Source organism: Methylobacillus sp., from assembly GCF_036844465.1.
In the GTDB taxonomy this organism is placed as follows: domain Bacteria; phylum Pseudomonadota; class Gammaproteobacteria; order Burkholderiales; family Methylophilaceae; genus Methylobacillus.
In genome coordinates this window covers 231,429-245,720 of record NZ_DAIUFW010000004.1, presented here as the reverse complement: position 1 = coordinate 245,720, position 14,292 = coordinate 231,429, and the positions used below count along the sequence as shown (strand labels likewise).

Below are 14,292 nucleotides of genomic sequence, written 5' to 3'. Positions count from 1 at the left end.
CGCTATTCATGAGCAAGCACCGCTAACAGGCTGGCGATGGCGGAGCGTGCCTGCTCCTTATCTGGGCTGGCCAACGTCGTGCGTACCCTCTGGGCCAAGTCGTCAGCCGATGGCGCCGATATCCCATTGCCGATATGCGCCTCCCGCATACAGGCATTGATCACCTTGGCGGGCGGGTCGTACTCCCCCCGCTCATACCGGCTCAACTGGGACTGCGAAACGCCCAGAACAGTGGCGAACTCCGCCTGGGTTCGCCCATTGCGGGCGGTCCGAATGAGATCAGCGACGCTGTTGACCATAGGGTGTCTCGGTGGCGGAAATATGCTTAATAAGCATTGTATACTATGTTTAATGCTTTAAGAGCATTTTTTCATCGAAGGCATCCGAGCCAATAGCTCGCTCCCCAGCCGCAAGCCCGGCATCAAGAGAATCAATTCATCGACCCAGGTACACCATCGTGATTTGCAGTCGCTCATGCCCCAATTCACGGCTGATCGTCTGTCGCGCAACCTGGTCCTGGCTGTGTTGTGCGGGTGTCAGTTGTTGTGTCGAAGAACCGCCTGCCGCCGGAGCCTTCCAGCCTGTCAGCACCAGATAGCGCGCTTGGGCATAGCGATGCCGCAGCCCGTGCATGTTGCTCAGGCCCGCTGCCTTGCATTGCCCGTCGTAGACGTGCCGCTGCTGGATGTAGGTCTTGTTCGCTGGGATCAGCGAGCCCAAACCTGCTAACCGATGCGCTTCGTCCAGCACCGCCCGCTGTTCCGGCGTCGTGATCGGCACCGTCCGGTCGCGCCCACCCTTGGCCCATGATCCCTTGATGGCGATGTGGTCGCGACGGTCGGCATAGTGGGGTTGGAACTTGATGGACTCCTCCCGTCGCAGGCCAAAGGCCGCTTGTAGGTGCAGGCTCATGCGAACGTAGGGATCGGTGATCCTGGCCAGCCCATCGCCCAGTTCCTTGGCCTTGCTATCGTTGGTCACATAGCGGCGGTCAGGGATGCCCAGCCTGGTGTTGTCCGCTGGCAGGATGCCTGCCTTGCCGACCTTCTCTGCCCACCAGCGCAGGTGGGCCATGCGGTTCTTGAGCGTGCCAGCCGACAGGCCTTCGGCCTGCCAGCGCTGCAACAGGGTTTCGACATGCTTGCCCTTGAGCGAGGTGGCCCGCATCTGGCGGAATCCGGCCTCGCGCAGTTGGCGAGCGGCCAGGCTCAGCGACCGTTGCCGGTCGGCCTGGGTGGCGTGGCTGCCGTCGCGGTTGCGCAGGCAGAGCTGGCGCAGGGTATAGGTCAGATCGTCCATCGCGGTGTTGTTCCATCGGTTGTCGGGGCTGAGAAGCAAACGGTCAGTGTTTTTGCCAACTCGCCAAGGCGAGATCCCCGAAGGGCAAGGGCCAGGCGCTCAGTTCACCTGTGACCTCGAATGAGGCGTCCGCCTTGCTTCCTGTGGGAAGGCCGGGCGGAAGAGTTGCAAGGGACGACAACGCGATGTGCTGGGATGGATACCCCCTGTTATGCAGTGGTGGAAAAGGAGCCGGCGGGCCGTATGAGGTCGGGCGAGCAGCGACGAAGCCTGGAAAGGCGAGCGTGTGTCGCGACGATGGCGGGACGAACCACGCCGAGGATGAGGAAGGCTCTGCCCATGGGTAGGGCGGCACACAGAGCGAGCCGGGGTGTGCCTGGGGTGGTTCCGCCCGGTGAACCGGGTCGGCGCTTGCAGGAACCTGCGCCAGGGTTCCGGTGCTCATACCCACCGGCAGGTCGTTGCTGGGCCAGTGTACCGAGGCATCGTCATGTGCGCAGCCATCAATGCGATGCTGTGCCAACCCGCATTCCTGCTGCAGTTCGTCGGGCCGTCACTGCGGCGGGCAGTGACGGCCCCATCTGTCTCACGCCGAACCCAGTGGCCCCAGCCTTGCAGCAGCAGGCGTATTTCCCGGGGCTGTTGGCAGCATTCCGCTGTCAGCCATGCACCCGATGATCTGCCCGATGGGCAGCGATGGCGTCTTCAACATGCGCCTGATCTGATCCAGATGCCGTTGCGCCACCTCGCGCGACGCAGGCTTTGCGGCTTGGCTGCTGGACGATGGCGAAGGAGCAGGCGGCGAGCTATGTTGGCTGTTGCTGACGGCCTGCACGGGTGTCTGCTGCGGGGTGGATTTGCGCGCCGCCCAGAGCTTGAACACGCCTTGCACGGCCTTCTTGATCAACCCGTAGAGGTAGGCGATGGCGTTGTGCACGCCACCTGATTCGCAGCGCACGTCCCACTCGGCCAGCACCGCCAGGCGTTGCTCCAGAGGCAAGCCCCTGAGACGAGCGGTGAGAATCTGCTGCTGATCCTGCGGCAGTTGCCGGAAGCGGACTGGCATATCTGGCCCCGATACCCGCACTTCAGGTTGTGAGCGGTACGTACGTACTTCTTTTAATACTTCTTTTTCTACAGTACGTACTGCTGTCGCAGATGCCGGAACGGGTTTCGGAATGCCGCCGCTGGCTTCGGGCACGAGGGCATCGCGCGCAGTTGAGCCACCAGGACTGCCCGGGTCATGGTCGTCGCCACGGTGCTGTAGGCGCCTGATCCGCTCTTGCATCGTTGCAGGCAGCTTTTCCAACCTGTCCGGATGGCGCATGGCCTCATCGAGAATGGACTGAGCCAGTTGGCGAATCGTCGCACTGGCATGGCCGAGTGCCCGTTCCAGCAGTGGCAGGTAATCCTCGTCCTCCATGCAGGCGTCGTCGAACGCGAGGGGCTGATTCCGCACCGCGTAGCGGCTGGCCATCGAGAAGCCGGTCATCGGGTTGCGGCGGTACTCGACCAGCGCAATCCACGTGGACAGCCGCAGGCACAGCACGGCCCTGGACACGGTTTCCAAGGCAGCCCTCTTGCTGCCCGGTGCGCTGGGAAGGTATCCGCGCAGCGCGTCGTAGCTGAGAACCACGGTGCCGTCGCTGCTGGCCAGCGCACGGAAAGTCAGCCAGGCATTGCGCTCCAGCGGCGTCAGTCGCTCATCGAGCAACAGGGCTTTCGGGGTGATGATGTCTGAGGCTTGGTGTGACATGGCGAGGCTCCCATCGGTATCGGCCAACTGGCCAAAGGAGCCGCCATCTCACTTCGGCATCACCGCTGCCGCAGCCATCAATCCGAACTGCGCGCCTCCCGTTTTTTCGGGCTGAAGCAGGGCGCAACATCCTTGGTGTTCTGGATCAGGAGGTGGGAAACTGAGCCTCCGCTACAGTCATTGGACGTTGCTGAACGTCGGTGGCCATGTTCGCCGTCCTTGATCAGACCGCTTGCTGGCGTGCTGTACCGGCGACGAGAGTGCGGGGAGCGTCCAAGATGGGCCATCCGCCGCTACCAAGGGACACACTTGGTGCTTGGGTCCAAGAATAGGTACAAGCACGTTGCGGGACCGCCTTAATTGGCTTGAAAATCAACGACATGCGGAATTAGTGCCGCTTCTGCATCGGGAAGTAATATCTCAATACGTGTCCTGCCAATAAAAAAGCCCGGAAATTCCGGGCTTTTTTATTGGCTAAATCTCTGCTTGTTTATGTACGACGGCGTGCGGCAAACGCCAATAAACCCAAGCCCACCATGAACATGGCATAGCTGGAAGGTTCAGGAACGGCGGTAATGACAACATTACCGGTAAAGGGCTGTAAATGAATCTCGCCATATTGGTTGAGATTCTTCACAAATACACCGCCTTCGATGTTCTGGTTATTGGACAATGCTGCATCCACTGCCAGGATCGAACCGCCGAACTGGGAATTCAGGGTAATGCTGGAAGCATCATAAAAATTCCAGATGACGGAGCTACCGATGGCTTGCGCGGAGCCGCCGAGGAAATTGGCGCCGATATTGATGTTTTGCAAGCCGGAATTGATAACAATGGTCGTTGCGCCATTCAGCAGGAAATCAAATTCACCCAAGCTAAAGATTTGAGCGGCTTGAGCATCGGTCAGGTTGAAAACAGCTAACCCTGTATTGTCTGCAACGGCAGAGAAAGTTGCCTTGTTGCCATTCACGATGACATCGCTGGTATTGCCCAACTGGCGCAAGGAGTCAGAGGTATTGCTCAACACGCTATAGAAGTCTGTTGAGTCAACCGCATTCATATTGGTTTGCATCAGGCTGCTAGGGGTTGCAAGCTTGCCGCCATTGAAATTGCTACTGTTGGTAGTTCCTTGCACATAGGCAGGCCCATTCAGGTTGCTGTTGAGTACATTGCCAAGAACGGCAGTGCTGCCGGTATTGACAATTGAATTACTGAAATTACCGCTAATGACTGCACCCAATCCGTTCACATGCAAATTGCTGGCGTTGCCTTTTACGGTCAGGCCAGCGTAGCTGGAAGCAGGAGTATTGGAACTGTGTTGTACATAATCGCCACCAGTAACATTACCACCTATCCAGGATCTTCCGTCAATGTGTGAATTTGATACGACATTGCCAAAGACAATGGCATTGAACTGGTTCAAGGTTTGATTGGCATCTAATGCAGCATGAGCGCCGATGCTATAGAAAGTAGCTGCTACAAGAGCTGGTAATACTAAGGTACGCGTTAGTTTCATGATTATCCCCGTAAGTTAAATGGAACGCCCGGCAACACTTGCCGTCCGACAAAGAAAAGTCTGGGCATTCGCAGGGTTGCAATTATGATGTTATGGAAAATACCATATTGCTGGTAAGGATTATATAGTCCGAATGGATAACGGAGATACTTGGGAAGTGTTAACAATCGTCAAATGTTTCACGTGAAACCAGATTTCTGATTTTTTTGGCAAACTTGATACGTTTCACGTGAAACATTGGTTATCGAGACTGACAGGTAGTGGCGAATGCAGTATCATTCGCTTGGTTACATCTAGGTTTTTTTCATGCAATATCCCGAAAAATTTGATGTCATCGTTGTCGGTGGCGGTCATGCAGGCACAGAAGCGGCGTTAGCAAGTGCTCGCATGGGGCGGAAAACTCTGTTGTTGACCCACAATATCGAGACACTGGGTCAGATGTCCTGTAATCCATCCATTGGTGGAATAGGCAAAGGACATCTGGTAAAGGAAGTGGATGCATTAGGCGGCGCCATGGCAGCTGCCACCGATGAAGGAGGTATCCAGTTTCGCATTCTCAACTCCAGTAAAGGTCCCGCAGTGCGGGCGACGCGCGCCCAGGCGGATCGAGTATTGTATAAAGCTGCCATACGGCGTCGGCTGGAAAATCAGCCCAATCTTTGGCTGTTCCAGCAAGCCGTTGATGACATCATTCTTGATGGTGAGCGCGTTGCTGGCGTAGTGACGCAACTAGGATTGCGTTTTGAAGCCAAGGCAGTGGTATTGACGGCTGGCACTTTCTTGGCGGGATTGGTGCATGTGGGCTTGGCAAATTACCAGGCAGGGCGTGCTGGTGATCCGCCCTCAGTATCATTGGCGGTGCGATTGCGGGAAATCGGGCTGCCCGCAGGGCGACTGAAAACAGGTACGCCGCCGCGTATTGACGGCCGCACGATTGATTACAGCGTCATGACCGAGCAGCCGGGAGATACCCCTGTACCGGTCTTCTCCTTTCTCGGCAATGCCGACCAGCATCCTGCGCAACTCCCCTGCTGGATTACCTTCACTAACGAGAGAACCCACGACATCATCCGCAGCGGCCTGGACCGTTCGCCCATGTATACCGGCGTGATTGAGGGGGTTGGCCCTCGCTATTGCCCTTCCGTGGAAGACAAGATACACCGCTTCGCGGATAAGGAATCGCACCAGATTTTCCTGGAGCCCGAGGGCCTGACAACCAACGAGATATATCCGAACGGTATTTCCACGAGCCTGCCTTTCGACATCCAGTATCAATTGGTGCGTTCGATCAAAGGACTGGAAAATGCTCATATCCTGCGTCCCGGCTACGCTATTGAATATGACTATTATGATCCACGTGGCCTGAAGGCATCTCTGGAAACCAAAGCTGTGCGAGGGTTGTTCTTTGCGGGACAAATCAACGGCACTACCGGCTATGAGGAGGCTGCCGCGCAGGGCTTGCTGGCGGGTGCCAATGCGGCGTTATATGTCCAAGAAAAAGAAGCATGGTGGCCTAGCCGCGACCAAGCCTATCTGGGCGTGCTGGTGGATGACCTTATTACGCGCGGCGTGAATGAGCCTTATCGCATGTTTACCAGCCGTGCCGAGTATCGTCTTATGCTGCGTGAGGATAATGCCGATATGCGACTGACGGAAATCGGCCGCAAGCTGGGCCTGGTAGATGATGCGCGCTGGGAAGCTTTTCAGCGCAAACAGGAAGCTATCGAGCGCGAGCAGCAGCGGCTGCGCCGGACGTTCATCCATCCGCAGCATGTGCCAGCAGAGCAATTACAGCAGATATTCGGTAAGGTGTTGGAGCGAGAGTATTCCATGTTCGAGTTGTTGCGCCGTCCGGAAATCAGTTATGAAGCCCTGCTCTCTCTTCCTCGGGCCGGTGAAGGCGAGGCAGATCCGCAAGTGCGTCAGCAATTGGAAATTGCTGCCAAGTATCAGGGATATATTGACCGTCAGGCCGAGGAAATCGAGCGTTTGAAAGAAAGTGAGCACTACAAACTGCCGATGGATATGGATTATGGCGAGGTGCATGGACTGTCGATCGAAGTGCAGCAAAAGCTCAACAAGCAAAGGCCGGAAACCATTGGTCAGGCCGGTCGCGTTTCGGGTGTGACGCCAGCAGCCATTTCCCTGTTGCTGGTGCATCTTAAGCGCAAGCAACGCAAGCATGGCGCTGCGGCGGATCACGTCGCATGAGCTTGCAGGAAAAGCTGGAAGCCGGGGCGCGTCAACTAGATATCGACCTGGCGCCACCCACCATAGATAAATTGCTGGCCTATCTCGCATTATTGGTGAAATGGAACAAGGTGCATAACCTGACCGCGGTGCGCGACCCCGAGGAAATGGTGACGCTGCACCTGCTGGATAGCTTGTCCGTTCTGCCGCATGTGCCCGCGGGCCGATTGCTGGATGTGGGCAGCGGCGCTGGTTTGCCAGGAATCGTGCTGGCTATCTGTCGTCCCGATCTGCAGGTGACGACCATAGATGCCGTGCAGAAGAAAGCCAGCTTCATGCGACAGGCCAAGGCTGAGCTGCAGATAGCCAACCTGCAGGTGGTAGCTGGCCGTGTTGAGCAACTTAAGCCGGTTGAGCCGTTCAATATCGTGATTTCCAGGGCGTTTTCCGAGATTGCGTTGTTTATCAAGCTGACCAGACACCTGATTGCGGAGGATGGCTTATGGCTGGCCATGAAGGGGCAAATGCCGCAGGAGGAACTGGAGGCGATAGCGCTCAAGCCTTCGAGAATTGAAGAGCTGAAAGTGCCAGGGCTGGATGCCCAGCGACACCTGGTTTTCCTGCCGGTGCGGCAACTTTGACGAATTCAACTAATGGGATGGCTTAAATCATGAGGATTCTGGCAATTACCAATCAGAAAGGCGGCGTGGGGAAAACCACGACATGCGTCAACCTGGCGGCCAGCCTGGCCGCCACCAAGCGCAAGGTGCTTGTGATTGACCTCGATCCACAGGGGAACGCCACCACGGGTTGTGGCATTGATAAATCCAAGATGAAGCACACCATCTACCATGTATTGATCGGTGACAAGACCTTGCGCGAGGTGATGCAACGCTCGGAGCGGGGCCGGTTCGATGTGGTGCCGGCCAATCGTGAGCTGGCGGGCGCGGAGGTGGAATTGGTCAACGAGTTTGCGCGTGAAACGCGCCTCAAGACCGCGTTGGCGGAATTGGGGGATGGGTATGACTATATCCTGATCGATTGCCCCCCTGCCCTCAACCTGACCACGGTCAACGCCTTGACGGCGGCGCATGCGGTCATGATTCCCATGCAATGCGAATACTACGCGCTGGAAGGTTTGTCCGATCTGGTGAACACCATCAAGAAGGTGCGCGCGCACCTGAATCCGCACTTGGAAATCGAAGGCTTGCTGCGTACCCTGTTCGATAACCGCAATACTCTGGCGCAGCAGGTTTCCAACGAGCTGGCGCAGCATTTCGGAGACAAGGTTTACCGCACCGTGATACCACGCAATATCCGCCTGGCAGAAGCGCCGAGCTACGGCGTGCCGGTATTGCTGTATGACAAGGCGTCCAAGGGGGCGAAAGCATATCTCGCGCTGGCGGGGGAAATCATTAACCGGCATCTCGTCAGCAATAGGCAAGCTGCGGCAAATTAGGAGTAGGCATGGTGAAGTTGAAGGGATTGGGGCGCGGATTGGATGCTCTGTTGGCAGGCGATATGGAGAGTGTGACGGGTAACGATGCGCCCAATACCCTGCCGATCGAGCAATTGCAACCGGGGAAATACCAGCCGCGCACGCATATGGACCAGGAATCGCTCAACAGCCTGGCAGATTCCATCAAGGCCCAAGGCATCATGCAACCTATTCTGGTGCGCAAGATTGCAGAAAACAAATATGAAATCATCGCTGGCGAACGCCGTTGGCGCGCATCACAACTCGCCGGTCTGACGGAGGTGCCCGTGCTGCTGCGCGACATTCCTGATGAGTCGGCGCTGGCAATGGCCTTGATCGAAAACATCCAGCGCGAGAACCTCAATCCGCTGGAGGAGGCACAGGGCATTCAGCGGCTGATCAATGAATTCAATATGACGCACCAAGCTGCTGCAGATGCTGTAGGTCGGTCACGCAGCGTGGTCACCAATCTGCTCAGGCTGCAGAATCTGAATAGAAATGTGCAGGACATGCTTATGAAAGGACAGCTGGATATGGGGCATGCCCGCGCCCTTCTTGCCCTGCCAGAGGCTAAGCAAATCATGGCGGCGGAACAGATTTTCCAGAAACGGCTTTCTGTTCGGGAGGCAGAAAAACTGGTTAAGCAGTTGAGTACCGAACCACAATCCAAGCCCGCAAAGATGGTTGATCGTGATGTATTGCGGCTGCAGGAGGGCTTGTCAGAGCTGCTGGGGGCGACTGTTGAAATCCGGGCCAAGGGCAAGGAGCGTGGCGAAGTCAAAATCCATTACAGCAGTTTGGATGAATTAGATGCTCTGATTCAGCGGTTTAAGAATGAAAATTAACAAATAAACTTGACTTAATGCTGATTTAACAACAGAATCTCGTGATTTTCACGGGTAGGGCAAATTTGCCTAGCTTTATTTTTGCCCATTATTTGTGAAACAGGGAACTCCGCACGGCATGGAAGCATTACTGGCAAGAATGATAAAAAGACAGGTTTTTGCCACGCTGGTAGTTGCAGTGCTTGCCTTTATTTTTCTTAATCAGTTTGGTGTTGGCTTGCATGGCGCAGTTTCGGCGCTGGCGGGAGGTTGCTCTGCCATACTGGGAGGGCTGGCTGCCAAAATGAAACTTCAGAATAAGGCAGTCGGCACCGGGGCGGGTTCTGTGTTGGTCAATATCTTGATTGCTGAGGCAATCAAGATCGCAGTGATTGCAATATCACTGCTCTTGGTATTCAAGTTTTATGAAAAGCTGGTTCCTGTTGCGCTGATTGCAGGGCTGGCAGCGGCGGCAGTCGTATCTGGCGCCGCAATTTTTGCAATTAACGAAAAAAACAACGCTTAAGGTTTGATGTTATGGCGACAGGTCAATTAACTCCTTCGGAATATATTGGGCACCACCTCTCCTTCAATGAAAAGGTAGTGGGTGATGGCGGTTTCTGGGTATTGCACATGGATACTCTGATGATGTCCATTGTGCTGGGTGTTGTGGTATTTGGCCTGCTGTGGTGGGTTGTGCGCGGTGCCACTTCTGGCGTGCCGACCAAGCGCCAGGCTTTCGTGGAATTATTGATCGAATTCATTGATAACCAGGTCAAGAGCATTTTCCATGGCGATCGCCATGCCTTCCTCGCGCCATTGGCTCTGACCGTATTTGTCTGGGTGCTGGTGATGAACGCGATGGATTTCCTGCCTATCGACATTATGGCGATTATCTATGGCTGGCTGGGTCTGCATGAGTGGCGCAGTGTGCCGACTTCCGATGTCAACGCTACTTTTGCCCTGGCGCTATCTGTTTGGTTGTTGATGATTTTCTTCAGTATCAAGGTCAAGGGTCTGGGCGGCTGGATTCATGAACTATTCTGCTCGCCGTTTGGCAGCAACCCGCTGGTTTGGCCCGCCAACTTCGCGTTCAACCTGATCGAATACGTTTCCAAGCCCCTTTCACATTCCCTGCGTTTGTTCGGCAATATGTACGCAGGCGAGATCATTTTCCTGCTGCTCGGCATGTGGGCGGCGACTGGCTTGGCAGGCACTTTCTTTGGTGCGCTGCTGGGTGCTGGCTGGGCGATCTTCCATATTCTGATCGTCTGTCTGCAGGCATTCATTTTTATGATGCTGACAGTTGTCTACATCGCCATGGCGCATGAAAGCCACTAAATTAGTTTTGTTTTTATATTTGATTTTTTATCGTTAACACTCTCTAAAAGCCGAAAGGAAATTAAATGGAGAATTTGCAATTGTTGGCCATGATTCAAGCTTACACCGGTGTTGGTATCGGTTTGATCATCGGTTTGGGCGCAGCTGGTGCCTGTATTGGTATCGGTATCATGTGTGCAAGCTTCCTGGATGGCGCAGCTCGTCAACCAGAACTGATTCCTGCCCTGCAAGGTAAGGTATTCCTGCTGCTGGGTCTGATCGACGCTTCCTTCATTATCGGTGTTGGTCTGGCTATGATGTTCGCCTTTGCAAACCCATTGCTGAGCGTAGTTGCTTAACTGAGCCAGTTCTGAATTAAGTGTAAGAATTAAACTTAAATCTGACTGGATTTAACGGCTCGGGAGCAAATATGAATATCAACCTGACATTAATTGCGCAGGCGGTCTCATTTGCCATTCTGATCTGGTTCACCACAAAGTTTGTGTGGCCATATCTCCTGAATGCAATCGAGACACGCCAGAAAACCATCGCGGATGGTTTGGCTGCAGCCGAGCGCGGTAAGCAGGAGCTTGAAGTGGCAACTCAGCGTTCCGCTGAAGTCGTCAACGATGCCAAGCAAAAAGCGACTTCCATCATTGCGCAGGCTGAAAAGCGCGCCAGCGAAATCGTGGAAGAAGCCAAGGCGAATGCCAAGACTGAAGGTGACCGTATCATTGCCGGCGCCAAGGCCGAGATCGATCAGGAAGTCAATCGTGCCAAGGAAGGCTTGCGCCAGCAGGTTTCTGTGCTGGCCGTGACTGGTGCGGAGAAGATTCTGCGCAAGGAAATCGATGCCAAGGCGCATGCTGACTTGCTGAACAGCATCGCAAGCGAGCTCTAAGGAATGGGGGCACGACATGGCTGAAGCGATCACCATTGCAAGACCTTATGCAGTCGCGGTTTACCGCCTGGCGAAGGAAAAAAATGCGCTGACAGACTGGTCGCAAATGCTCGCGTTGGCTTCGGCTATCGCGTCTGATGAGCAAATGCGGGCATTTATCGACAACCCCAAGGTTGACGCGGCTGATGTGGAGCGCGTATTCCTTTCCATAAGTGGAGATAAGCTCAACGAGGCGGGCATCAACCTGATCAAGTTGCTGGTGGAGTACAACCGCTTATCCATCCTGCCGGAAATCGCCGCTGCATTTGAAGAGCTGAAGGCGCAGGATGAAGGTGTGCTGGAGGCGGATATCATTGCTGCTGTGCAACCCAGCCAGGCTGAAATTGCAGCCATCGTGAAGCGTCTGGAAACCAAGTTCGGCAAAAAGGTTGAAGCAAGCGTAAAAGTGGATCCGGAAATTATTGGCGGGATCAAAATTGTAGTCGGCGATACGGTCATTGACGCTTCAGTCCGTGGCCAATTGCAAGAGATGGCCTACACGCTGAAAGGTTAGGAAAAAGTAATGCAATTATCCACATCAGAAATCAGTGAACTGATTAAGAGCAGATTAGAGAGTTTTTCCACCAGTGCTGAAGCGCGTACCCAGGGTACCGTGATTTCGGTGACTGATGGTATCGTTCGTATTCATGGGCTGTCCAATGTGATGGCTGGTGAAATGATCGAATTCCCAGGCAATATTTATGGCTTGGCGCTTAACCTGGAACGCGACTCCGTAGGTGCCGTGGTTCTGGGTGACTATGAAAACATCACCGAAGGTGACGTCGTCAAATGTACCGGCAAGATTCTGGAAGTACCTGTTGGCCCTGAGCTGATTGGTCGCGTTGTGAATGCGCTGGGCCAGCCTATCGACGGCAAGGGTCCGATCAATGCCAAGCTGACAGACAAGCTGGAAAAGGTCGCACCTGGCGTAATCGCCCGTAAGTCCGTGTCCCAGCCTGTGCAGACTGGTATCAAGGCGATTGACTCCATGGTACCGGTTGGCCGTGGCCAGCGTGAGTTGATCATTGGCGACCGTCAAACCGGTAAGACGGCAGTTGCGGTTGACGCGATCATTAATCAGAAGGGTCAGAACATGACCTGTATCTATGTTGCGATCGGCCAGAAGGCATCTACTATCGCCAACGTGGTACGTAAGCTGGAAGAGCATGGCGCGATGGAATACACCATCGTCGTGGCTGCAGCGGCTTCTGACCCTGCCGCATTGCAATTCCTGGCACCGTATGCTGGTTGTACTATGGGTGAGTACTTCCGTGATCGCGGCCAAGATGCATTGATCGTCTATGACGACTTGACCAAGCAAGCTTGGGCTTATCGTCAGATTTCCCTGTTGCTGCGCCGCCCACCTGGCCGCGAAGCTTATCCAGGCGATGTGTTCTACATCCACTCGCGCTTGCTTGAGCGTGCTGCTCGCGTAAGCGAGGAGTATGTTGAGAAGTTCACCAACGGTGAAGTGAAGGGCAAGACTGGTTCCTTGACCGCATTACCTATCATCGAAACTGCTGCTGGTGACGTTTCCGCGTTCGTTCCGACCAACGTGATCTCGATTACCGATGGCCAGATCTTCCTGGAAACCGACTTGTTCAACGCCGGTATCCGCCCTGCGATCAACGCCGGTATTTCTGTATCGCGCGTTGGTGGCGCAGCTCAGACCAAAGTCATCAAGAAGCTTGGTGGCGGTATTCGACTGGCGCTCGCGCAGTACCGTGAATTGGCTGCGTTTGCGCAGTTCGCTTCCGACCTCGACGAAGCTACCCGCAAGCAGTTGGAGCGTGGCCGCCTGGTTACCGAACTGATGAAGCAGGCGCAATATGCGCCATTGTCTACTTCCGATATGGCGGTGAGCTTGTTGGCAGTCAACAAGGGTTATTTCGATGATGTGCCGGTTGCCCGCGTGTTGGCGTTTGAATCTGCCCTGCACTCCTTCCTAAAGTCCAAGTACAAGAATATCCTGGACAAGATCGACAGCACCAATGATCTTGGTGGCGACGACGAGAAGGCCTTGGAAGCGGCAATTCAAGACTTCAAGGCAACTAACGCTTACTAAGCTTAAGTACAGACAGGCAGACTAGACAATGGCTGGTAGCAAAGAGATACGTAGCAAGATCAAGAGCGTGGAAAACACGCGCAAGATCACCAAAGCGATGGAAATGGTCGCGGCATCCAAGATGCGCAAGGCGCAAGAACGCATGCGCATGGCTCGCCCCTACGCAGAAAAAATTCGTAATGTGACAGCCCACCTGTCCCATGCCAATTCCGAATACAAGCATCCTTTTGTCGTTAAGCGGGAAAAGGTTGGCAACGTCGGCTTGATCGTCGTGAGTTCGGACAAGGGCTTGTGCGGTGGCCTCAATACGAATGTTCTGCGTTTGTCCATCAACCAGATGAAGGAGTGGGAAGGTGAAGGCAAGAAAACCTTGGTCAGCGCCATTGGCAACAAGGGGTTCACTTACCTGAATCGTATCAATGCTGATGTGCAATCTCATGCAACAGGTCTGGGAGATACGCCGCATCTGGAGAAGCTGATCGGCACGATCAGGGTCATGCTGGATGCTTACATGTCAGGCGAGATTGATCAGCTATATATCTCTTATACCCGCTTTATCAACACAATGAAGCAGGAAGCCGTGATCGAACAGGTCTTGCCATTGACTGATGACAAGCTGGATGTTTCGGCTACCACGGCAAAAGGCCATTGGGACTATATCTACGAGCCTGAGGCCAATGTGGTGATTGATGAACTGATGACCCGTTATATCGAGACCATCATTTATCATGCGGTAGCTGAAAATATGGCGTCTGAGCAAAGTGCTCGTATGGTGGCGATGAAGGCGGCTTCGGATAATGCGAAGAATGTGATCGGCGAGTTGAAGCTGGTGTACAACAAGGCACGACAGGCTGCGATCACCAAGGAAATTTCAGAAATTGTTGGTGGCGCAGCGGCTGTTTAAG

At 54.6% G+C, this 14,292-nt stretch carries 15 protein-coding genes; 11 read left to right on the top strand and 4 right to left on the bottom strand.

Translation table 11 applies throughout. From position 1 onward, the window contains the following. Window positions 1–2: 2 nt before the first annotated feature. The 4 genes from V7Z75_RS07560 to V7Z75_RS07545 form a co-directional block, all read right to left on the bottom strand. A complete protein-coding gene (locus V7Z75_RS07560) occupies window positions 3–299 on the bottom strand; it encodes a helix-turn-helix transcriptional regulator (protein ID WP_126671507.1) in 297 nt (98 codons plus the stop codon). A 136-nt stretch (window positions 300–435) separates the two neighbouring features. Further along, a complete protein-coding gene (locus V7Z75_RS07555) occupies window positions 436–1,299 on the bottom strand; it encodes a phage integrase N-terminal domain-containing protein (RefSeq protein WP_320564609.1) in 864 nt (287 codons plus the stop codon). A 586-nt stretch (window positions 1,300–1,885) separates the two neighbouring features. Then, entirely contained in the window at window positions 1,886–3,055 is a 1,170-nt protein-coding gene (locus tag V7Z75_RS07550; RefSeq protein ID WP_320564608.1) for an STY4528 family pathogenicity island replication protein, read from the bottom strand. Between the two features lie 490 nt (window positions 3,056–3,545). Then, complete coding sequence (locus V7Z75_RS07545; RefSeq protein ID WP_334108008.1) at window positions 3,546–4,571, bottom strand: choice-of-anchor A family protein; 1,026 nt, start codon at window positions 4,569–4,571, stop codon at window positions 3,546–3,548. A gap of 306 nt (window positions 4,572–4,877) precedes the next feature. On the opposite strand from V7Z75_RS07545, the gene mnmG reads away from it, so the two are divergent. The 11 genes from mnmG (at window position 4,878) to atpG (ending at window position 14,291) form a co-directional block, all read left to right on the top strand. Continuing rightward, window positions 4,878–6,782 (top strand): tRNA uridine-5-carboxymethylaminomethyl(34) synthesis enzyme MnmG, encoded by a 1,905-nt coding sequence (gene mnmG / locus V7Z75_RS07540; protein ID WP_334108007.1) that lies wholly within the window; start codon window positions 4,878–4,880, stop codon window positions 6,780–6,782. Further along, window positions 6,779–7,402 (top strand): 16S rRNA (guanine(527)-N(7))-methyltransferase RsmG, encoded by a 624-nt coding sequence (gene rsmG, locus V7Z75_RS07535; RefSeq protein WP_334108006.1) that lies wholly within the window; start codon window positions 6,779–6,781, stop codon window positions 7,400–7,402. The genes mnmG and rsmG overlap by 4 nt, the downstream gene beginning before the upstream one ends. A gap of 29 nt (window positions 7,403–7,431) precedes the next feature. Then, window positions 7,432–8,220 carry a ParA family protein gene (locus tag V7Z75_RS07530; protein WP_334108005.1) on the top strand — a complete coding sequence of 263 codons (789 nt, stop codon included), beginning with the start codon at window positions 7,432–7,434 and terminating at the stop codon, window positions 8,218–8,220. 8 nt (window positions 8,221–8,228) lie between these two features. Next, window positions 8,229–9,083: a ParB/RepB/Spo0J family partition protein gene (locus tag V7Z75_RS07525; protein ID WP_334108004.1), complete on the top strand. Its 855-nt coding sequence runs from the start codon at window positions 8,229–8,231 to the stop codon at window positions 9,081–9,083. A 118-nt stretch (window positions 9,084–9,201) separates the two neighbouring features. Further along, the gene (locus V7Z75_RS07520) at window positions 9,202–9,588 is read left to right on the top strand and encodes an ATP synthase subunit I (RefSeq protein WP_334108003.1); all 387 of its coding nucleotides are present in this window, start codon (window positions 9,202–9,204) and stop codon (window positions 9,586–9,588) included. A gap of 11 nt (window positions 9,589–9,599) precedes the next feature. Further along, window positions 9,600–10,403 (top strand): F0F1 ATP synthase subunit A, encoded by an 804-nt coding sequence (gene atpB, locus V7Z75_RS07515; protein ID WP_334108002.1) that lies wholly within the window; start codon window positions 9,600–9,602, stop codon window positions 10,401–10,403. 65 nt (window positions 10,404–10,468) lie between these two features. Next, window positions 10,469–10,741: a F0F1 ATP synthase subunit C gene (gene atpE, locus V7Z75_RS07510; protein ID WP_011480965.1), complete on the top strand. Its 273-nt coding sequence runs from the start codon at window positions 10,469–10,471 to the stop codon at window positions 10,739–10,741. Window positions 10,742–10,812: 71 nt separating this feature from the next. Beyond that, window positions 10,813–11,283 (top strand): F0F1 ATP synthase subunit B, encoded by a 471-nt coding sequence (locus tag V7Z75_RS07505; RefSeq protein ID WP_334108001.1) that lies wholly within the window; start codon window positions 10,813–10,815, stop codon window positions 11,281–11,283. 16 nt (window positions 11,284–11,299) lie between these two features. Then, window positions 11,300–11,836, top strand: a complete 537-nt coding sequence (locus tag V7Z75_RS07500; protein ID WP_334108000.1) for a F0F1 ATP synthase subunit delta — start codon at window positions 11,300–11,302, stop codon at window positions 11,834–11,836. A 9-nt stretch (window positions 11,837–11,845) separates the two neighbouring features. Further along, complete coding sequence (gene atpA / locus V7Z75_RS07495; RefSeq protein WP_334107999.1) at window positions 11,846–13,387, top strand: F0F1 ATP synthase subunit alpha; 1,542 nt, start codon at window positions 11,846–11,848, stop codon at window positions 13,385–13,387. A gap of 28 nt (window positions 13,388–13,415) precedes the next feature. Further along, window positions 13,416–14,291, top strand: a complete 876-nt coding sequence (atpG, locus tag V7Z75_RS07490) for a F0F1 ATP synthase subunit gamma (protein WP_334107998.1) — start codon at window positions 13,416–13,418, stop codon at window positions 14,289–14,291. The last annotated feature ends 1 nt before the right edge of the window (window position 14,292 follow it).